Origin of the sequence: Parapedobacter tibetensis (genome assembly GCF_024704835.1) — a bacterium.
In the GTDB taxonomy this organism is placed as follows: Bacteria; Bacteroidota; Bacteroidia; order Sphingobacteriales; family Sphingobacteriaceae; genus Parapedobacter; species Parapedobacter tibetensis.
Map to the genome: position 1 here is coordinate 1 of NZ_JAMXBE010000028.1, position 20,952 is coordinate 20,952.

A 20,952-nucleotide genomic window follows, 5' to 3' on the forward strand; every position below is an offset into this window, starting at 1 on the left:
ATAGGGATCATTGGGTTGGTTGACTGTGAGCTTGGATTGAAAAAATAGCCCTGCCTTATTGGCCACGCTTGAAGTTTTTTCCGAGTAAGTATGTGAAGTCAACATCGCATTATAATTTATCGTATCCAACCATTATGTTTCAAATATCCGCGCATAACCCAACAGCTTGTCCATCCGCGTTTTGACATAGGAAAAACCCGCCACATTAGCGGCTTTGTTGCCCTCTATCGTGTATAAAAACCCATCTTTGCAATGGTGGACGATGCCGATATGCCCGTTTCCCGAGGCCAAGGAAGTTCGCCACCAACAAACAACGTCACCGGGTTTGGGCTGCCTATTGTCTGTTCCTGTAAAACTCCATCCTTTGTTTTTCAGCTGGTTGAATAAATGGCGGGCCCCTGCGGTATATTGGAAAGGCATACGATGCAGTTGACCATCCACCGCTTGTAAAAAGCACCAGCTCACAAATGCTGCACACCAGGCATACCCTTCAGGCAGACCTGCAGGCGTAAGATATTTCCCTACCCAAGGGCCACGGTTATTCCCTCCCACTTCGCCTGCACCCGCCTTGAGTTCTTCGATTGCGATATGCAACGCTTTGCGACCTATGCCGCTTTCACCGGGTTCCATCGCAGGCATCATACGATAATTGATGGCTCCTTGTGTGGCTTGAGGTCTCGGATTTTGAAATGCCCACCACGTGAGCAGTCCCACCACCCCGTCTACCGTCAAGGGCTGACCATGCTTGTCCAAGTGCGCACTTTGAAATCCCTTGACCGCCTGGTCCGTTTTGGCATCAAAAACACCCGTTACTTCTACCGGATAATCCAATTCATTGAGCAGCGTTTGGAGCTCGCTCACCAATGCGCCCGAATCATTTTTACGGAGTACCGTTGTCGTTGTGGCACTGGCGATTACCGGGGGTCTCTCGGCTGCCGCATACTTTTCATAAGCGGTCTTCAACTTCATATCATACTGGTTTGCCGCATACCCAGCACCATTGTACCGCTTTGCAAAGGCCGCCCATTGCTTGGCTTTCAGCAAGGGCACGAGACCATTTACCTCAAGGAAACGGCCAAATGCATCCAAATGCCGTCCTTCATCCAGTTGCATCGCTGCCACAAACTCCGTGATGCTACCATAGCCAAGTGCTTTGTAATGAAATCCCATGATTTGGAACAAGCCCCATGAAGCTGAGGCATAAGCAGCTTCAGCTACCTTGCTATTGTTGCCCGCGACGTGGATCGCCTTTTCAAGGCGTTCATATTCCCCCTTGCCCCCTTTATAGTGCTGCTTGGTCCACTTGCTGTATAAAACATCTTGGTTTCCGGCTATATGGTCAGCGGGATTGATCCCCCGGTTTTTCAGCTCACGCCAAAAAACATGCCCTTCGAACAGTATTTTGGGGTTGCCGTCTGCATTGAAACCCCGGCCGCTGCTTTCCACCTCGTTGACGGCTTTGATGGTGGCTACATCCAGCCCCAAGCGCGTGGCAAGATTGGTGATGTCCGACTCCTTGAGATACTTCACTTCCATGATGCTCAGATCGAGTGGCACGTTGTTGATAAGGCGGATCCACGTCTTGGTGAAGACGATACCGTCACTCACCAAATTGTTTTGCCGCTGAAATTCCCTAACAGCCTTATCCGTGGCTGCATCGAAATGGCCATTAACAATCAGGTTATGTCCAAATTCATTGAGCAGTTCCTGCAACAGTTCAACGGCATTTCCTTGTGAATTAAGTCTTAACTGTATCATGACTTTAAGTTTTTTGGCCATCTAAGCCCATTCGACAACTAACATATCATTCATCCAGGGCAACTTAATGGCCCCAATCCCCCATGGCAAGTGGGATAACAACACATCCACGCCCTTAGCCTCGACTTCCAAACGCCATCCTGTCTCTATCTTCGTGAGTTTGCCTCCCCGTTGCATAAATGTTTCCCGCAGCCCGGCGGGGCTGGTATTTTTCAGTGCGCTCCAGTGGTCGATGATCGCGACCAACAATTCCTCGCATGCCTGCGCACTGCCGGCAGGCAATTTCACATCGCACGATACAAACGCTTCTGGAGACAATCCACACAAGATTTTATTCAATGGAAGCTGGGACTCCGTGATTGCCTCATCTCCTTGTAGCAAATATTGCAGCAACACCGGGGCTACACAATTTACCTCGGGTTCCGCACCATCTCGTTCTGTCAGCAGACCAAGTGTTTCGAACAATGGCTTGAGAAAAGGATGCACAATCACCAACCCGGCATTGTCAATGTAAATAATCTCATCTTCCGTATTGTCGACATCCTGTTCACCTTGATTCGGATGTTCATCTTTAGGGGTATTTCCGCCATCCTGGTCATTGTCTTTTTCATACCGATTTTTAGCCCGTTGTTTTTTATTTTTACCTTTCTCTTCCTTGCTAACCCGCTCACTGTCTGTATCGTCTTCCATACCGGCATGCTGTTTGGTCATGATCCGCTCAAGTACTCGAAACAACTGGTTCGTTTTATCTGGAACCAACGCTTGGATTGAAGAAAATAGGATTCGTTGCCACGTTGAATCATCTTCAATCAATCTTTTGCCTTCAGCAGTATCCTGGATGAATGCGGCGACCGAATTGGCCAATTGCAACTTGTCAGTCGCATCTCCCATGACGCTATATGCCGATGTAAACAGCGCAGGCCATGAGACGTTGGACGTGTCGGCTTGGGCACAATAAGTGGCGTATGACCCGATAATGGCCCGGTGAAGCCGGTCACTATTGAGCTGTTGCTTCAATAAATAAGAAGCGAATTTGCCATCCAATAGATTCAACTGCGCAGCGATGCTATCCACCAGCCTTCGTATAAAACTTGCCGAAAGAACATGGAAAAGTCGGTCCAATGTATCCGATGATTGCCTAATGGCCAAACCAATGCGGTCTATAAACCGCTTATCTATGCTGATACTGCTTTCCATGTCGACAAGCGTGGCGCTCCCATTAGCCCATTTGAAGCGACCTTTTATCAAGTAATACAGCAATTCATCCGTATATTGTTCCTTAAGCGACTGTTTATTGTATGTTTTTGTCGTAGCCATCGATCGCAGTTGCTGCTGCAATTCTTCCATCGTCTTTTCCACCAGTCGATCTTCCCAATTTTCTCGGGACAATACACCACAATCGAGTGTTAGCAACGGTAAATGCACATCGCTTTTTTCCTTGAAATACTGGTCAAAGAGCTGTTCCATGCCTGGCTGTATCCGCTCATAGAAAACTGTGGCAATGCGATTGGGCAGTCCGGTCTCATCTTCAGATCGATCGAAATCCACCTGAATAGACTGCCTATGGATAATATGATTACGAACAGACATAGCTTATCGCGTTATCACCAATGTTCCTTTATTAGCCTCAAGTTGTTTCCCAATACGCTCCATAGTATCTTCATATACACGAGGGGTTACACATGGTCCGTTTCCGAAATCAATTTGATGTGATATCGTCAATTTCCCGAGTCTTGCCAACTCTTCGGCGGGTATGCTGACCTTGGCAGCACTTGGTTTGCCATTGACTAACCATGTGGAGGTGCCTCCCGTTAAACGAGCTTTGAGCGATATCGTAACATTACGTTCCTGGCTCAAAATCGCCCGTGTTTCCCCCGCATCGGGTATGGGTGCACTGATGGTTGCTTCAAAAGAAGCATCGCCCTTCTGGAGGTTCAATGCCACAAATACATAGCCGTCGTCAACTGCATGATAATAGGCGATGACTTGGTTGGTAATCCGTTCTGCAAACAACTCCGCGGGTGCCACTACGAGGACGTTTTTTTCGGCCCGTATACCTTTGAGGGTGCCTACCAAGCTGATGTCGGCGGCAGATTTAATGGGTATCCTCACTTCCCGTTCATCACCGCATACTACTTGATGACTTTGTTCAATGCGGATTATCCGGCTGAATGCACTTTCCCCGCAGGGGCCATCCACCAATTGGAAGGTGATTTCCGTCTTGGGATTGTTCGGAGTCAATATTTGTTGGAGCACCGCGTTATTTTCCACCACGGGTTTGCCTTCGACCAGCCATCGCGATTTCAGCTTGTTGATATCCCGGGAGCCAGAACCTGCAAACGACAAACTCCAATTCATTGTTTTGGGCTCATATTGAACTTCCTTCACTACGTAATTAACATCGATGGCTTCTTCAACAGTGAATTTGATCGCAGCGGTCTCTTTATTGGCCAATGTATATTCGATGGTGTGCGCTCCCACCGCAAATGTATTGGGGATAACCTGATGTTCCTTTACAGCTTTACCATCAATGGTCAGTTCACCTCCTTCAGGACGGGCTTCAATGGGATAACGTTGTTCATCGTTGGAACAGAATTCCTGAGGGGTGATCGAAATGCTCGGTTTTCCAGGTTCCGGTTCCCCGGGTTCCTCCGGCTCCACGGGTATCGATTCTTGAAAAACGTAGGCAATAGGCTGGCAATTGCTCTTGCACATATAGGGGAGGTAAAAGTCAGCTATGACTATATTTTCTGGCACCCTTTTACCCGGTACTTCTGCCATTTCCCTGCGTTGCAGGGCTTCGATAACGGGCACCGCCTCTTTGCCGAGATTGAGATCTTTCACGAGTTTGTAAACCGCACTGTATTCTCCTTTGGACAACGTACTGCCACCCACTAGTGCTGTCCTGCTGGTAGGGGCCGAAGTGGCAACGATATCCAGTTTGCCCCCTGCTCCTATTCTGGTATTGGCTGCCACTAGCTCGGCACCCCGTACATCGCTCAACGAAGGGCGGTTGGTAATCAAGCTTCCGGGCACGCGATTGTCCGTTGACCCATAGACCACTACGAATGTGCCGCCTTTGGGCACACCTGCCTTGTGCTCTAAACCGGGATGCTTCGCAAAGTACTTACTGAAATTAACGGCTTCCTGGTATCGTTCCACACGTTCGAGGTACTCTTCCTTGAGGGCAAATAACTTCTCGTTGGTACATTTGAATAGGACAGCATGGTTCTCTTCCGAGAAAAATTCAATCAGTTTTTCATCTTTCAATTCCGCGGCGCTTTTCCGTAGTTTATCGACCGTGGACGCATATAAATCCCAATGTTTCTTGTACGCTTCTTCGGTAAATGTAGGGAGGTCATTTTCCAAGAGATACAAAATGAGCTTATCCAAATGCTGGAGAAATAGCAGCAAGTCCAGTGCAGCAAACAAATCCTTAAATTTGATTAAGTCGGTGACTAAAAACTTACTGATATCCGTTGAGATGTAATCAATCAGTGTTTCCGTTTTTGCCGTGGCTTCACGTTCGGCACCTTGTTTACCAACGTATATGGCTGCTAAAACGCTGTTCGCCTTCGCTGACGTTTCCACTGTTGGCTTACTGGCCGACACCGGTTGTCTCACCTGTTGAGCCACAAATTCCTTACGCATTCGGTTGGTGACACTAGACAACGTGGATGCCCCCACTTTATCGGCATACAGCAACGTGCCCTTACCTGTTGGTTTGATCTCTTCCCGGGTACCGGGTTCGGTAGTCTGTCTGCGGCCTTTCAATCCACTTACATAGTCAACTATCTGCTCTAGTTGACAGATCAACCCCGCTGTAAGTACTCGATAGTCTGACTGTAAATCATTAATCTGGCAAGTGATTTCCCTACCTTGTAGCATATCGGTCAAATCGATGGCATTGAGCGCCACCAAGTCGAACGGGAGGTTATACGTTTGTCTTTGACCTGTGATTTCTTTAAGTACTTCACGGTAATCATGACCGATATGCCCTTCTATCCTGAAAAAGTCAAACCGTTCGATATCAAAATGCAATGGCTCCTTCGCCGCATCCGAATCATTATACACCGTACCATGATAGCTCAAATTTGAGGCGGCATTTCCATAGCGGCTACGGCTGTAATCCCAATAATGATGCAATTCTTTTACTTGGTAGTAATAAGGGATGCTTCTGTCCGATAGGTATCCATTCCCGAGGTAACTTGGCGTGATTTTGATGGTTTTGCTGTCGTACAGCAAATGTTCGTCAAACCCCTGCACCATCATGTGCATCCGCATCAGCAGCAAGGCCGCTTCTTCCCGCGCGGCATGTTGGCCATTCAACACCGGCACACCGACGAAATATTTCCTGTAAACATCTCGGTGGCTCATACGGGTAGTTGCTGATGCTAATCCCAAAGGAAGGTGTAAGGGGAAATCCAACTCATTAGGGCAACACTCGCTTGACAGTTCCCGTACCTTGCAACTAAATTCGGTGAATGCTTTCAGCAAATCATCAATAAAATCAAAAAAATATTGGATATAATGAAAATTGCCCCGTTTGTAATTGAACCGATCTCTTATTGCCTTTAAGTTCAGTTTTACAAACGGATTTGCCGAGGATAGGTCGAGCATTTCTGCATACCTTTGCCAGCTGAGTTTGAGATTTTCAGCCAAATTGTCCAATGTCAAGTCGTCCACAATGGTATAAAACCCGTCCAGCACATCTTCTGGCGATGCCAATGCATCCGAGGGCACATTGTACCTTTTGAGTGAGAGCGGCTTAAAACTTATGGGAGTTTCATCAGGGAAAGAGGCTTTTGCGACCAACAACGGCTTAACCACAAAATCCATGCGGCTGCCTTTGTCATTGCAATCGTTGGTATCACAATTTTTGAGTTTCACCTGCGTGGCTTCCACAAATAGTACCACTACATAGTCTTCTTTGTTGATTCCGGAAATGGCTTTCTTACCAGCCACTTTTGCCTCCGTAGCAAGCAGCTCCAATACGCCTTTTTTGGCACCATAATAAGGCACCGAGCCCTCAGTCTGGGCATGGCATTCGCTAATTAACTGTAGGTCATCAGGCTGCAGGGGCGGATGATACGCAGCATAATGGGTATACACTTCATCGCAATGCTGGATAAGATAACCCTGTGATGTGATACCACAGCCTGCACTGATGGCTATGCCATCTTCCCTGGCGGTAATCTCCAATCCACACACGACGCCGCTACCCACTAATCGGATGCGCGACAAACGGCCTTGTTGTTCCAAGTAATCGACCACATCATTGAGGTGTGTATTGGTCAATACTTGATCGGCCTCAAAAACTGGGTATGATGCTAATGCTTTCATAGTCATTCATTTGAATATGTTCCTAATATTGTTCTGCCCAACATGACAGTATTGCTCGCCGCATCACTCTCGGCACAGTTGTGCAAGGATGCTTTGGGATAAATGCTTTTCAAATGGGGCAATAATTCCAATAGCTCGTCATTGGCTTGCTGCAACGCGGAAGCATCCTGTTTACGACCTTGGTAATAGTTGGCCAATTCGGCTAGCCATGCGTTGTACCGGGTTTCAAACAGTCTCATTTGTTCATTGTCAATCCAGCAAACCTTGAGTTGTATATGTGCAGGGGCTTCTTCTTGGATTTTTTCCTCCATATATGTGCGGAAGGCCATGTTATCAAAATGTCCCGGCCAATACGGCAATACCACGGAAGCCCTGAACGAATACGTATCCCATTCGCACGGGCAATCTTCATCGGCATGGCACATATCCATGAATTCGAAATCGGTATTACGGGGACGCAACAGCACGTGCTCGATTAAGTGCAACCCTTCGGGATCATTGCATTCATGACCCAGCTCCGTTGAAAATGACTGGATAGCCATGTCGGCATCTTCCGAAGTAGGATAATCAGCAGCACTTTCGATCAGTACAGCATTATCTTGGCTGCGTAATTGAATTTTATCTCCCTCGAGATGATAATTGGCAGGATCCGTGCCGGCAGTCAGTATGATGGCTAATATCGCCTCTGCTTCAGACTTGGATGCATAGGTCTGCGAATGAAAGACAATGCCTGATCTGGAGGTCAACGAGAACCGATGCCGACAATGGGCGACACCCTCAACGATCTCTTCCTCACATATAATTTCTACGTTTCTAATGCAGTACAGGAACCGGCGAGTGGCGTCGCTGATACCAGTCAACGAGCAAATCCGTTTTTGCAGTCCCGATACATTAGCGGTATCCCATAGCTTGCTCACATCCAATTGGTAATCATCCGTCTGCGGGAAATAGTTATATGCCTTTGCCCTGTTGGAACTGATTTCGGGGTAATTGACCAATGTATTAATTTTGGCGTTGATCAATTCATCCACGTCTATCCTTTCCGCTGTTTGTAGTTCATAGTTGATTCGGTATTGCAGCAATGCAAAATCATTGAACGACTCGGCAAAGCGCGCCAACAAATGGTCGAGAAAACGGTTTTTTCGTTCAGCAAATAGTGCTTTGCTTTCATATAGGTGCTGCCACGCTAATTCGGCGGGGGCATGGTTGATGGCTTTTGCCAATCCATCGCGCAATACACCGTCATTGTCCCTGATATCACCAAGGTATTGGGCAAAATAGCTTTGGCGTATATCCGATGTGGCAAATAAATGCTTAGCATTGGTCAATTGGGCCAAAAAATCAGCCAGCAACTGCTCAAAAAACATCAGGTATCCTTTGAGTTGCTTTTGCCGGGCCACCCGTGGTTTGTCGGCATTTGGCGGTAGACCTGCCTCGGCCACCCCATATACCATGGGCAAATCATATTGCATAGGCCAATGGTTCCAGGTATCCCGTGGCTCCCCTTGAGGTATCGGCAGGTCAAGCGCTATATGCTGCCGCTTTATACGATCTCGCTGTGCCTTCAGAATCAAAACCGTATCCCGCACCTCCTCATATTGTGCGATGAAAGGGAAGCCACTCTTGAAGAACAAGATCTTGGAGCGCTGTATACTCAACACGGGCTTGTGCTTGGCCTTCACAGCCATGCACCAGTCCAATCCTATGTGCCCAGGTACGGGTTTTCCTTCTTTGTCATACATGGTCATCAGCAGGTTGCGAATGGCCATCACACCATCCACATCCATCATCAAGTTAATCAGATCGGACGCGTAAATATGCGTTCGTAGCTGCGTTTGCTCCAATTGGGAGGTCTCCACAAAACCGCTCGACAAGGCCACACCATCATATATCTCCGTTACAGGCACGCCTTTATCCATCATTTCCTTGAGGGTATAAAAATGAATTGGCGGATTGAAGTACTGTTCGATGATATAAAACAATTCAGCTTGCACACGTTCGATATCGGCATCGGGTGCTACATCCACGTCAAAACACAATGCTACTTCCGCCGTCTCCACAAGCTTTACCGACAGGAAATCCTCACATAGGTTTCGATGCTCATTAAGGATTTTGATCGCTTCCTTCATTACGCCATCGGCTTTTTGGATTTTGCCCAGATATGTATCCATCACCTGCAATGCATAGCCATCGGCTTGCAGCATCTGCCAGATATGGTCGTCATTGATGATGCCGACGGCAGGATGTTTTGGAATGGTTACACCAAAAGGGACGGTGTATTCGTTCCCATCGTCATCCTCAAGGGCAAAAGCATAGTGGCCCGGTTTTTCACTGTCTTTTGTCACGGTAGCTATAGTCAACGTCAACCCGCTGATTTCATCACCGATCTCGCTTAGTCCGGGTAGTTCAAACTTCACAAAGAATTCGCCTTCAAATAAATTCTCCATTACCGAATAGTCAAAGGAAGGATTGGGAATTTCTACGTCCCCACAATTGAGGTCGCCGTATTCCTCGTCTACTTCCAAGTCTATTACAACCTCATATAATCCATTGATTGTTATTGGCTTATTTGTTGGAGTAGTTTGCAGCTTTTTGTTTTCGGCATCAAAATACAGGGGTACCTCCTGCTTACCATTGACAACCAACCATACATTATGTACACCATCGATATCCACCAACAGCTTCCGATAATCATTGATGGTAAGCGGATTGTTTGTCAGAATGGTTCTAGCCGTAAAAAATGGTTGGTCCGGCGCCTCATGAAGCAGGCTTTCCATGTCGAAATTGCTGCGGTAGCCCAATTCGGTAGCGGCATAGCACAAGGCCTCCAGCAACGTAATCCCCGGGTCATGTGAATTGTAGTCGGTCCACACATCACTGGCAAGGTTTTGGATATGGCGCAGCCCTTCGCTGCGCAACAACTCATAGTCCATTGCCGGAGGCAATGCCCTTGTTTTCGGTATGGTATGTTGTGAGGTCATATACAAGTGCAGTTTTGGATGACATTAATGAGGTGTTTCACACCAGATTTATCATGGGAAACCAACGCCGAGCGGGCAGATGAAGCCACCGCTTCATCTACGTCATAGGTGATCGTCTTTGTATGATTCCATTCGTTGTGAATGATATGATGCAGTTTGAACGCACTTACAACGGCTACATAAGGGCGCTCATCGATGAAGTTAATCAACGTGCTTTTGGCTATTTTCCCCCCGAAAGACAGTTGCTCCCCATTGCCAAAGGCCCAAGGGCATAGAAAGCGCTCGATGTCATCATTGAGCTGATTGAGATAGAATTTTTCATCGCTATTTTCATGAAATTTCACATCAAATTGAAGCTGTACCTCCTCAAATTGTGGGTTTTTCACATGCAATGTTACAAACGGGTTGCGAAACTGATCCAAATGGGTCGCTATATCGGCCAACAGACCAATCGGTGTATAAGGCCGCAAAGGGTTGGTGCTGTATTTATTATTCAAATCGGGGATGGGAATAATGGTTACATGGCCCGGATAGTTTTCGCAAAATACCTGTTGTCCGTCTTTATCCACAAACCCCGCCCGATTGATACACTTCACTTTATAGATTTCAGGAAATTTTTCCAGTACCATATGCTCATAATCCCATATGGAGATGGCACGTTGCTTGTGGCGCAGGCGTTCGCTCACCCTGGTATAGAAGTGTTCATCGCTTTCTACCATTCTGCCATGTTGCGAATCGGCGGGTTGCTCGATGGTCTTCACGGCGCTGTCACTGGTCTGGAGTTTTGCGATGGTGTCTTTTGGCAAAGTCTGCCGGAAAACAATGCCGTTGTTTTCATCCTGCACCAATTCAACCTTGCCCGCCTGTGCACGGATATCCAGCACTTTACACACCGCATCCGTATGTTGGGATACACATGCTTTCATCCATAACATGCCCGTTGGCATCACGGTACCTTCCCTACCGGCATGAGGCGGGAATGTGGCCGTAACGATGCCCGTCCGGGTCAGGTTCACCGTTCCATCGATGAGGCTAGCTTCTTCAAAAAGTTGCCAGTTGTTATGCTTATCCAAGTAATACCAAGAGACATGCTCCATGTTTTTCAATGGGTTGGAGCTACCTTCTGCCAGTTCGAAAAGCATGGTGACGGTTGTTGGGGATTTGGCATCTGTCAGTCCGATGAGCAGTTCACCGGCATGGGCGGTCTCAGGCAACAGTGTTGGCGTTGCCCGGGCAACGCGTTCATGCCCAAACGGATGGATATGGTAGTAGTGATGCCTACTTCCGTTACCTACAAAATCAAGCGTAGCTGCCGCCGTATAGTTGATAGAAAATAAATTAACAACGAATTCAAGTGGTGTGGGCGTAGAAAAACCAGCCATTCTATACCCTTCATGTTCCAGCAATGCCCTATCTGCGATCTCCAAACGATTTTGGATATCGTTGCCCGCGCTCGACATCATTAATTTTTCTTGGGATATCGCTCCAGCTGTTTTACGTCGTAGTTCGGCATCCACATTGGCAAATCGCCGAAGTTCAACCCTATTCATGCTGTCATTCAAGGCGCTTGTATAGGCTTGCAAGGAATATTTATTGTTATTCAGTTGAAGTCGGATGAAGCCCTCCTTCGCTGCTTTGTTATAAGGCACATTATTCCCAAAATCCATCGCGGTGGCCTTAAATAACGGCAACTTACCTTTAGGGCTCAATGCATACGCATTGTCGGTTTTGCTTTTAGCTACATTAAGCCATTTACCTTTGTGTAAATATTGCACCGTAAATTCATCGGGTATATCGCTCACCAGCGCTAGCGATGACAAGTCCTTCTGAAAGATTTCCTTGCTGCCCACATAAAAGCCCGCTCCCGAACGCGGAAAATCACCAAATGGCTTGAAAGGCTTCCCATTGTCCAACATGCCCACGTCGTTACTCAAGGCGAGGTCCTTGGCTCCTGTAACCCCCACCTGTATCGTCATCGTGGCAACCTTGTTACTGCTCAACGCATCATAAGTGACCGGACTATGTTGCTGATCAAAACATGCCAACAACATGGGTAAGCCGCTGGATATCCCCTTTTGGTGAATTTTTTCGGTATAGGGGACAATTGACTCCATATTCATGTCAAGTTCAATGGAGAGTGAGAGCGTTCTTTTTGCTTCATTGTAAGCCGTTAGCGCCTCAACCGCTACCCATCCTTTCTCGCCGGTAAGCCATATCTTGAATGCAGCAACCGCGTCTCCCGGCTTCATCAATACTGCACTTTTCAGTGCTGTTTGAAAACGAATGGAAATCTCGATCCGTCGTTCACCTTCCGCAAGAAACAACAAGTTGGATGCGATGGCAAACCCCACGTCGGGGGTAGGCGCCGTCGTCCCATCGCCAAATGCAAACCAACTATTGTCATGGCTGACTGGGGCATCTGGTGATGGAATATTGCTGTCTTCCAAAGCAAACAACGCACCTTTGGACTTCCGGATCGCATTGATTTTTGCCACCGCTGCCTTGGTCAACACCACATCATCCGTCAGTCGATATTCCCGAGCATTACCAGCATCATCTTTACCGCCTTTGAATAGCGTGCCTTGGGTAAGAACATGTTGGTCAACATGCTTTTGTAAACCGAATACCAAAAACGCATTGTCCGGTTCAGCTGCTTTGTTCTTCAACCGGAGGATGTTTTTATAATAATGGTCGAGATGCCGCTTCCCATAAGTATTGAGACTATCTTGTGCGTGTTTAAAAACATGCAAGAACGACAGCAGTAATGCCATGTGGGGTTCATGTTTGGCATGATGTGTTAACGATTGCTGGAGCAGGTCTTCAGATTGGCGGGTAACGGCCGATACCCCTGCAAACAACGCCTTTACCTGTGCATCAAATAGATTATGCTGGATTACATACTTGATCTTGGAAAGCGTATCTATATTAGGAATGGTCATATTCAACACATCGCCTGTATCCTTGAAATAATGAAATGGAATTGGGGACGACGAATTCAATGTTGGGAAAGGCGCCGTCGGATCCGTTTCTGCCGTGTCGATCAATAGTGAAGCGTGTTGTTTTCTGAACGAATCGAGGCGTGTATAGGGCCTATTCATTTTCCGGCTGATTACTTCCTCGATTTCCTGCTGATAATCCATTTCATTTTGCAGGTGTTGACATTGTTCGTCGATGATTTTGACCATGGTATAAACCAAGTCGAATATGTATTTGAACTGCCGCTTTGCTTCATTTTCATTGCCATCCTTCACAGCAAGCCAAATGCGTTTGTACAGCAGTTTTTGATAGTCCGAAATACTTATGGGATCAATGGCCGCCAGTACCGAAAGCACCATACTCACATCCCGTTGCACCAAAGCTTCCCAGGTGCCATCCATGGTATTGTCTGTTCCGAAGTAGTTGATATATGGTGCATAACGCTTAATAAACAGCAACATATCCTGCGTGCTCCGTTCGTCCACTTGGACATACAGTGGAGAAAGCGCTTCCAACCTTCGGTTGTACCGCCCTGTTCCTTCCCGGGTCAACATATTTTTATCTGAACACGCCATGTTGGTTTATTTTTTCACGTCTGTACCTTCGTTGATATAGAATGGATATACAAAATTGAACCTCGAGTTTGTCGATCGGATCATATAGTCTATAGCAATCAGGATCTGTCCTTCCAACTCACCTGTATCATTGAGCACTATTTTCAGCACATCTATCCGGGGTTCATGATACAGTATCGCCGTATGGATCAGGTCCTTTATGTATGTCTTGAATGTGGTGGTAAGCGGCTCGAATATCAATTCATCCAAATTGCAGCCATATTCTGGGCGCATTACCCGCTCACCCGGCCTTGTTGATAATAGTATTTCCAGGCTGCTATGAATATCCTCGGCATCACTCATCATGGAGGTGGTTCCTCCGGCTTGCTCAAATTCCGGAGGGAAAGCCCAACCGGTTCCTAAAAACGATTTTCGCATGACGTTCATCTTTTATCCTCCTATGATTACGGTGGGGCATCCACCGGTTACAAGGCCTCCATGAGCCGTGGAGTCACCCATCCGTGCCGCGGGCATGCCACCAATCATCACTGTTGCCGATCCTTTGACTATTGCATTCGGTGGGCCTGGGCAGGCGCATAAATCGCCTAACCTAGCCGCCGGCAAACCACCAATTAAAACCGTTGGGCAACCAGCGGGCAATATTACTCCACCCACATGAGGGTTGGGAGTCGCTGCTGGACAGGTGTGTGTATCGCTGATTCTTGCTGCTATGCTCATAACTGCTATTAATTAATCATTACCATTGATCCTTTGATTTCGGCAATCCCCGAACTTTCGATACTCAACGCCGATCCACCTGCTATTTTGGCACTCATATCTGCCTTCACATCGAGCTGCGCAGCCTGAATGGAAATGGAATTGCCAGCCTTCAATGTCAAATTTGTTGCGGCTTCGACCAAAATGCCTTCGCTGTCCAACACAATCTTGTTGCCATTAGGGTCTTCCAATTCAATCGTTCCTGCGTCGTCATTCATGGCCAATTTCCTGCCGCCCGGTGTTTCAATGGTCACGCTTTTTTCGCCATCGTTGATGGTAATCTTGACCTCCGAACGGGAAACGTACCCCTTGGTATCATTCGCTTCCTCAGCGACGAATGGGGCAGGTTTGGCACTGCTATGCAACATACCGAGAATAACCGGGTGCTTTACATCGTTGTTCATGAACCCTACGACGACTTCATCGCCAACTTCCGGACGGAAGAATGTGCCACGCCCGGCACCTGCATCCAATACAGCTATCCGGGCATAGACACCTTCATCGTTTAAGTTGATCATCGGCAAACATATTTTTATGCGGTCCTCCCCATTGGGATCAATGATATCGGTCACCACGCCGATTTGCAGACCCTGCATTGTTGCACATTGACCCGTATGGACAAATGCTGCTTCTACATTTATTTTTTCGGCGAAAAATGCTTCTTCCCATCCCAGTGTGGCTTCGGCAAACCAATTACCTTCGCCATACTGATGAATCACGGCGGAAACAAATATCTTTCCATTGAATTGGTCACCTACACCTGCCAGTTCAATAAAACTCCCCGGCTTCACATCGACATTTCCTTGAAAACGCACGGTTCCCTTTATCTTGGAAAGCGACTGCCGGATTTTTTTGGCATCCACCAACGCTTGCAATTCCTGTGTAGGCAGGTAGGCAGGTGTGCGCATCTCGTACGGTTGTCCGGCTATTGCCGCCAATTCATCGGGTGTACTATCGCCGGCATAACCATCCGCCGTGTCATTGGCCACTACGGTCTCCATATCTTGGATACTGTAATCCCACGCATGGCCGTTCACTTCAGTAGCTTGCGTGCGCGCATCTATTTCAGCATTGAATTCATAGATGTTTTCGCCGTAAGTCAATTTCAACACGGCTTCTTCCGCTGTAGCCGGTTTTTTGGCGATTACTTTAGCGCCATCAATTAGGCAGGCAAGTCCGCATACATCCAGCCGGCTAACCATGAAATCCCAATCGCTCACCTGCGTTTGCAGCAATTGTTCGTGCACAACGTCGGAAGGCTGGATATCCAGGTCACTAATATTGTTTTCAGCAAGGAGAAATTCCGCTACATCACTGTCTTTTATCTCATTGTAATGTCGGCTCTTCTTGCCGATGGTCATTTTAACCGCCTCATGTTTGCATGTCACTTGCAAAAAGGAAGAGCTGCCATTGACTTGGTGGTTATTTGCTACGACAATACCCTTGAAAACCGTAGTATTCGTGTTGTTGTAGCCCAGTTTTATTTCAATATACTTTCCCGGAGCGAAAAGTCCACTGTTGCTCAGCACGAAATCTTGCTCGTACGGAGTGCCATCAACTATTTTGAACGTAGCAATGGGCAGCTTGTTGATGGCTAGCTCCACACGGATATCAATCACATGCAATTCTTGTGGAATTTCATCTGCCGCACTCAATGTGGAAGAGTCACCAACCAACATGTTGAATGTCACCAAATCCGTCTGTAGTTGAGTGGGCATGTTACGTTTATTTTGCTAATGGTGGAAAATATAGTCTGGTACCCGGTTTAATCTTGCGGAAACTATCCAAGGCATTGAATTGCGCCACATCAATATAATATTGATCGTCTTCATAGATATTTCCTGCCATACGGTCTATACGATCAGATGCCCCAAACAGCCGCTCATGTGTGATATCGGGGCTTTGCTTATCTTCAAGTGCTTTGCGGAGGCTCTCCTCAATACTACCCGTGAACGCACATCTCGCTATCGCGCGAATAGGTGCGCCATCCAATCCAAACACTTTAAACTCGATATCAATCTGGTTGAGTACACCCTTGAATAATAGTGTTCCCCAATGGATTTTGAGGTAGTATGGACGGTGTTTATCGCCTTTGAAATCAATGATTTTCTTTTTGAAATCGTCAATCTGGTCGGTTACCGTTGCTGGCTTTTCAAATGGATTGGCTATAGACAGGCTCAATATCGAGGCCTCCTTCACTACTCCGGTGCCATCAAACACGAAATCAAAATTGAACTGCTGCGGTTTGATTTTGTTGAATTTCATCTGCACCGAAGACGTACCACCGGCCTGCGTATCGTCATATTCAAACTCGTACTTACATGAGTAGGTAGCCGGATTGATGAGGGCACTGAATTTTTGCTCCGGTGCCTCCTTGCTGAATGCAGCATCTAAATAAGGCTGTACATACAGCTTTTCGAATTGTGTTGTATTGCCAAACATTAGCGTTCGTTTCGTTGTTTCATCCTACGGAGTACTTCTGCCAGCACTTCATTGGTGAGTTCCTTTTTCAATTTGATGACATCTGCTTTATCAAAGCCGTTATTTCTATTTTCCCTTGTGTGGTTTTCTGAAGTTATCACGGCTTTGATATGCAGTTCTTTGATCTCAATAGGCATCTCGGGTTACTTTTATATGCTTACAGACGCGCTGAAACTACCTGCTGCGGAGAATAAGGAATCCACGCTGATGATATTGAAATATTGGTAGCTGAGCGTGATGCTTTCCACTACAACCGTGCTTCTCTCGGCGTCGAAGGCTGATACGGCCCATTGTTTGGGGATAGCGTTTACGACATACCACGCCTGTATGGGAACATGGTTGTCATTGAGCAGGGCGATCATGATGTTTACGGGTTCGAACACAAAGTTTTCGAATGCGTTTTTACACCACATCAATATTCCCGACCCGATAAACATGCCGCGCTTGAGCACCAGATCCGAATACTTGGCCCGTACGGGTAGTTCCCAAACAAACCTGTTCTGACCACCTTCCGTGATCGTTTCGGTTGTCATGGTCATGTCCAAGCCGCTCACCTCCTGAAAGCGGAAATCGTTGGGTGTCTGCGGGAAGAGCTCAAAGGCCACCAAAAAATGAAACCCTACTGGCGGATACGCAAACATTATCCTTCGTTTTGAATGGTTAAACCTTCATGTGCGATTTCAACCGTCTCGAGGGCCACATCATTGCCGGTGGCATTCAAATCTGTCGATTGCACCTTCAACGGCCAAGCGTTTTTGATTTTCCATACCACTACAGGGGCGTGTGATTCGTCCAGTAGGGAGATGATGATATCACGCCTTTCGATTTTATTCAAGGCGACGGTATTCCACCAGTTGTAAAAATCATTATCTCCTTTGAATACACCTCGTTTGAGGGTAATGTTGGAGAAGCTTTGCAAACCGGGCATCTTGATTTTGTGATATTCCGGACTTGCTCCATCACGGTATTCGATGGGCTCAATGGTCACGTCCAAGCCAGTCACTTCGCTGAAACCGATCTTAGCTCCGCCCCATTCTACTTGGAAATGGAACTTCGGTAGTGGATAATTTGCCATTTTATTATTGATTTATAAGGTTCATATTTCGATTTATTCCAATAGCACTACGATTCCTGCATTTTATGCGAGAACCGCAAGATGATAAATTCAGCTGGGCGCACTGCTGCCATGCCAATCTCCACGATAAGTTTCCCCTCAAGGATATCTTGAGCGGTCATGGTTTGATTCAGCCCACAGCGCACATAGAAGGCATGTTCGGGCTTGCTCCCCGCTAATGCGCCTTGACGCCACAGCAAGGTTAGGTAGTTTTCGAGCATAGCCCTTAGCTTTACCCAAGTATTAGCATCGTTAGGCTCGAATACAAACTGCATGGTGGCCTTTTTTGCGGATTCTTCCACTGTGATAAACAACCGGCGGACATTCACATATCGCCATTCATTGTCGTTTCCTGCCAACGTGCGGGCTCCCCATACCAAAAACCCTTTCCCCTGAAAAGAGCGCAGGGCATTCACGGACTTACCTGTGGTGGCATCAATATTCATTGCGCCCTGTTCAGCATCTGAAATATTCACACTCAGGCCGTAGACCGAGCTGACCGAAACATTGGCAGGTGCTTTCCACACTCCCCTGGATCCATCTACACGGGCGTAGATACCAGCCATCGCAGCCGATGGGGCCAACGTAGGACTCAACTTGTTGTTGATGGTATCGATACAAAGATTGTAAATGGCCGTTTGTGTGATTTTTAATGTGTTCAGTTTCACGGCAGCAGCAGCAGTCCCATTGGTCACCACCACCACGTTTACCGCTGTGTCTACGTATGCATACTCAAAGGTGGTCTTTAGGTATGGATAGTAAGCCGCCGCGTAATTCAGGTTGTCGTTTTTGGTAAAATCCGTACGGAACCCTGTGACGGTATTGGTCACGTTGGTGCCCTCGGAATGTACGTCTATCAAGGTAAACCGGTCTTGCAATGATACACATTGATCAATTGCTTTCCCCATGAGTTCATAATACTTGTCTTTTGCGAGCGCCAATCCGTCGGGTATAACAATGATCGTGGGTTCGTCACTCGTCGCCAAAGCAGAGAGGCCAGCATCGAGGGAGGCAGCGGTAATATTTGCAGCAGTGGATCCAGCCGATACAATATAACATGGGCCTCCACCGTTCGCAAAATACAGTCGCAAGCTATAGTACATTTTGTATTTCGAAACTTTGTCTGCAGGCAATTCGGCCACTGCGGAAAGCGAGACCACGCTGGTGCCTTCGGTAGTTTGGTTCACCGTCACCTTGATGTCAGACTGATTTTCGGGACCACCAAAATATCGCTCGTATTCTTTGAGCGAGAATATCTTGGTCGGTTTGTTGGTCAACGATTCACCCAACTCATTTTCGGCCTTTTGTGTGTGGCCGATGAACGCTGGGATGGCCGTTTCTACCTGGGCCACTGATGGTGGAAACAATGGTATTTCATTGATGTACACACCGGGCGTTTTGATTGCGGTTTCATTTATTTGTGCCATTTTTCAAAAATTTAAGATTTCAAAAATCAATTAATATCAGGATTTAAATGTGATGCGGTATAAATGTTCGTTCGCTTTGCCGTTGGCTACGGTATAGTTGAGTACTTGCGTGGCTTCATTTTTAAACAATCTGTTTTTGCTACTTCCCTCAGGTATGACGTCTATCACTCCAAAGCAACCAGCAATATTCACAGCTTGTAGTTCCCAATGCCCCGGTTCTCCTTGGTGGAAAATATGGTCAGGTGTATTGGATGCCACCGTTGACAATAAATTGTCTTTTAAAATGGTTGATGAGGCCGTAGTCTTCAATTTAATCGGGAAATGGTAAATATGGTCTTTACCAAAAACTGGTGACACCGCCAATCCGGCCATAAACACCCGCGAAGCATTAAGGATAAACCTCGCCGAAAAATCATTCGTCAGCCGGTGGAATGGTTTATTTTCATTGTCCATTACCCGTATATAGCACGTCAGTGTATTGTAATTAAAGCGGCAATGAATGTCGTGGGCGGTAAATAACTGTTTCGTTTTCTCATCCGGTTCCATACTTAGCTGCTCAGCAAGGGACTCCATCCAATTTTTGCCTGTCTCTGGAACCGGAAAATCGGCATGAGCCAAGAAGATTGAAAACAGTTTTTCGTATCTTATGTTGATGAAGTCCATGGCGGCTAATAGTATTTGGCTAATTCTTGTTTTTATAATAAGCTTCGATCTGCTTGATGGGTGCTATGGGATTTGTCTCCACACTATCGATGGTCACCATCCGCATTTTATAGAGTACTGACGGTTGGTACCTACCACCAAGCATCGACCACAGTTGCTGGAGTTGTTCGATATTGAGGGTTACCATTTCCATCATTAATCTTTCGAGGCCATCATCGATAAGGGTTGGTGTGTTTGTTTTGTCAAACACTGCCTTTCGCTGGAAGAAAGAAACGACTTCCTGTAATGTTCTGATATCCTGTTCATACCCTGCCCCATGTGCCGTGAAAAGCAAAGAAAGGTTAAGATGTACCGCAGGTTTCTTGGGCAATAGCTCATCCCCAATTTTCACCACATATTGGTGATCTCTTGCCAACCTCACCTCCTCGATATTGACCAATGAAATGATGACATCCACATCGGTTATATCAACTTTATCTGATATGATCTCCGCGATATTCGCGATGGTGACCGTACGGTCAATGTTATCGTTCAATACACGTTGAATATTTTCAATTGCGGGATAAAGCATCTTATAATTCCTTTCTATATTGATTACAAAAAAACGGGTAGCTCATTTAAAATTTATTATTGATCGATTGGTACAGCTCATCTAAAAAAGGCTTAGACTGATGTATAAGACAAATATCAAAAGGCTTATGAATCTGGGCAATACCCATTTTGGTGTATTTTGGTTTGTTGTAGCAGTGGGGATACTGCAACAGTAGGAAAAAAGAAAAGGGCGTCTTGGGAGGGTGCTATCCCCAAGACGCCCTATATGGCGTTGGTCAAAAAAAAAAGGCCCCGTGTCGCTGTGACACGGGGCCCTATGAAATCCG

Annotated in this window: 15 protein-coding genes; all 15 read right to left on the reverse strand. The window is 46.8% G+C overall.

The features are described from left to right. Positions 1-132 precede the first annotated feature (132 nt). Genes NF543_RS24105 through NF543_RS24175 form a run of 15 tightly spaced genes read right to left on the reverse strand, consistent with a single transcriptional unit; the run spans position 133 to position 20,645 of the window. The gene (locus NF543_RS24105; RefSeq protein ID WP_257670730.1) at positions 133-1,758 is read right to left on the reverse strand and encodes an N-acetylmuramidase domain-containing protein; all 1,626 of its coding nucleotides are present in this window, start codon (positions 1,756-1,758) and stop codon (positions 133-135) included. 21 nt (positions 1,759-1,779) lie between these two features. Beyond that, positions 1,780-3,348 carry a contractile injection system tape measure protein gene (locus NF543_RS24110; protein WP_257670731.1) on the reverse strand — a complete coding sequence of 523 codons (1,569 nt, stop codon included), beginning with the start codon at positions 3,346-3,348 and terminating at the stop codon, positions 1,780-1,782. A gap of 3 nt (positions 3,349-3,351) precedes the next feature. After that, positions 3,352-7,101 (reverse strand): hypothetical protein, encoded by a 3,750-nt coding sequence (locus tag NF543_RS24115; protein WP_257670732.1) that lies wholly within the window; start codon positions 7,099-7,101, stop codon positions 3,352-3,354. 2 nt (positions 7,102-7,103) lie between these two features. Then, a complete protein-coding gene (locus NF543_RS24120; RefSeq protein WP_257670733.1) occupies positions 7,104-10,082 on the reverse strand; it encodes a baseplate wedge protein in 2,979 nt (992 codons plus the stop codon). Beyond that, positions 10,079-13,633, reverse strand: a complete 3,555-nt coding sequence (locus NF543_RS24125) for a baseplate J/gp47 family protein (protein WP_257670734.1) — start codon at positions 13,631-13,633, stop codon at positions 10,079-10,081. The genes NF543_RS24120 and NF543_RS24125 overlap by 4 nt, the downstream gene beginning before the upstream one ends. Positions 13,634-13,639: 6 nt before the next feature. Then, positions 13,640-14,059, reverse strand: coding sequence for a GPW/gp25 family protein (locus NF543_RS24130; protein ID WP_257670735.1), 420 nt, complete (start codon positions 14,057-14,059; stop codon positions 13,640-13,642). A 3-nt stretch (positions 14,060-14,062) separates the two neighbouring features. Next, the gene (locus tag NF543_RS24135) at positions 14,063-14,350 is read right to left on the reverse strand and encodes a PAAR domain-containing protein (RefSeq protein ID WP_257670736.1); all 288 of its coding nucleotides are present in this window, start codon (positions 14,348-14,350) and stop codon (positions 14,063-14,065) included. Positions 14,351-14,358: 8 nt separating this feature from the next. Beyond that, positions 14,359-16,107, reverse strand: coding sequence for a type VI secretion system tip protein VgrG (gene vgrG / locus NF543_RS24140; RefSeq protein WP_257670737.1), 1,749 nt, complete (start codon positions 16,105-16,107; stop codon positions 14,359-14,361). Between the two features lie 7 nt (positions 16,108-16,114). After that, complete coding sequence (locus NF543_RS24145) at positions 16,115-16,831, reverse strand: CIS tube protein (protein WP_257670738.1); 717 nt, start codon at positions 16,829-16,831, stop codon at positions 16,115-16,117. Next, entirely contained in the window at positions 16,831-17,007 is a 177-nt protein-coding gene (locus tag NF543_RS24150; protein ID WP_257670739.1) for a DUF5908 family protein, read from the reverse strand. Before NF543_RS24150 ends, NF543_RS24145 begins: the two co-directional genes overlap by 1 nt. A 12-nt stretch (positions 17,008-17,019) precedes the next feature. Then, complete coding sequence (locus tag NF543_RS24155) at positions 17,020-17,511, reverse strand: phage tail protein (RefSeq protein ID WP_257670740.1); 492 nt, start codon at positions 17,509-17,511, stop codon at positions 17,020-17,022. Continuing rightward, positions 17,511-17,945: a phage tail protein gene (locus NF543_RS24160; protein WP_257670741.1), complete on the reverse strand. Its 435-nt coding sequence runs from the start codon at positions 17,943-17,945 to the stop codon at positions 17,511-17,513. The genes NF543_RS24155 and NF543_RS24160 overlap by 1 nt, the downstream gene beginning before the upstream one ends. Before the next feature lie 47 nt (positions 17,946-17,992). Further along, on the reverse strand, positions 17,993-19,411 hold the full coding sequence (locus NF543_RS24165) for a phage tail sheath family protein (RefSeq protein WP_257670742.1): 1,419 nt from the start codon (positions 19,409-19,411) through the stop codon (positions 17,993-17,995). Positions 19,412-19,447: 36 nt separating this feature from the next. Next, positions 19,448-20,074 carry a hypothetical protein gene (locus tag NF543_RS24170; protein ID WP_257670743.1) on the reverse strand — a complete coding sequence of 209 codons (627 nt, stop codon included), beginning with the start codon at positions 20,072-20,074 and terminating at the stop codon, positions 19,448-19,450. Between the two features lie 19 nt (positions 20,075-20,093). Further along, positions 20,094-20,645 (reverse strand): Pvc16 family protein, encoded by a 552-nt coding sequence (locus NF543_RS24175; RefSeq protein WP_257670744.1) that lies wholly within the window; start codon positions 20,643-20,645, stop codon positions 20,094-20,096. Positions 20,646-20,952 lie beyond the last annotated feature (307 nt).

Coding starts and splice junctions, on each gene's coding strand:
- NF543_RS24130 (WP_257670735.1), bottom strand. CDS start 14,059: ATGAACGTCATGCGAAAATCGTTTTTAGGAACCGGTTGGGCTTTCCCT.
- NF543_RS24160 (WP_257670741.1), bottom strand. CDS start 17,945: ATGGCAAATTATCCACTACCGAAGTTCCATTTCCAAGTAGAATGGGGC.
- NF543_RS24145 (WP_257670738.1), bottom strand. CDS start 16,831: ATGTTTGGCAATACAACACAATTCGAAAAGCTGTATGTACAGCCTTAT.
- NF543_RS24105 (WP_257670730.1), bottom strand. CDS start 1,758: ATGATACAGTTAAGACTTAATTCACAAGGAAATGCCGTTGAACTGTTG.
- NF543_RS24120 (WP_257670733.1), bottom strand. CDS start 10,082: ATGACCTCACAACATACCATACCGAAAACAAGGGCATTGCCTCCGGCA.
- NF543_RS24135 (WP_257670736.1), bottom strand. CDS start 14,350: ATGAGCATAGCAGCAAGAATCAGCGATACACACACCTGTCCAGCAGCG.
- NF543_RS24125 (WP_257670734.1), bottom strand. CDS start 13,633: ATGGCGTGTTCAGATAAAAATATGTTGACCCGGGAAGGAACAGGGCGG.
- NF543_RS24150 (WP_257670739.1), bottom strand. CDS start 17,007: ATGCCTATTGAGATCAAAGAACTGCATATCAAAGCCGTGATAACTTCA.
- NF543_RS24170 (WP_257670743.1), bottom strand. CDS start 20,074: ATGGACTTCATCAACATAAGATACGAAAAACTGTTTTCAATCTTCTTG.
- NF543_RS24165 (WP_257670742.1), bottom strand. CDS start 19,411: ATGGCACAAATAAATGAAACCGCAATCAAAACGCCCGGTGTGTACATC.
- vgrG (WP_257670737.1), bottom strand. CDS start 16,107: ATGCCCACTCAACTACAGACGGATTTGGTGACATTCAACATGTTGGTT.
- NF543_RS24115 (WP_257670732.1), bottom strand. CDS start 7,101: ATGAAAGCATTAGCATCATACCCAGTTTTTGAGGCCGATCAAGTATTG.
- NF543_RS24175 (WP_257670744.1), bottom strand. CDS start 20,645: ATGCTTTATCCCGCAATTGAAAATATTCAACGTGTATTGAACGATAAC.
- NF543_RS24155 (WP_257670740.1), bottom strand. CDS start 17,511: ATGTTTGCGTATCCGCCAGTAGGGTTTCATTTTTTGGTGGCCTTTGAG.
- NF543_RS24110 (WP_257670731.1), bottom strand. CDS start 3,348: ATGTCTGTTCGTAATCATATTATCCATAGGCAGTCTATTCAGGTGGAT.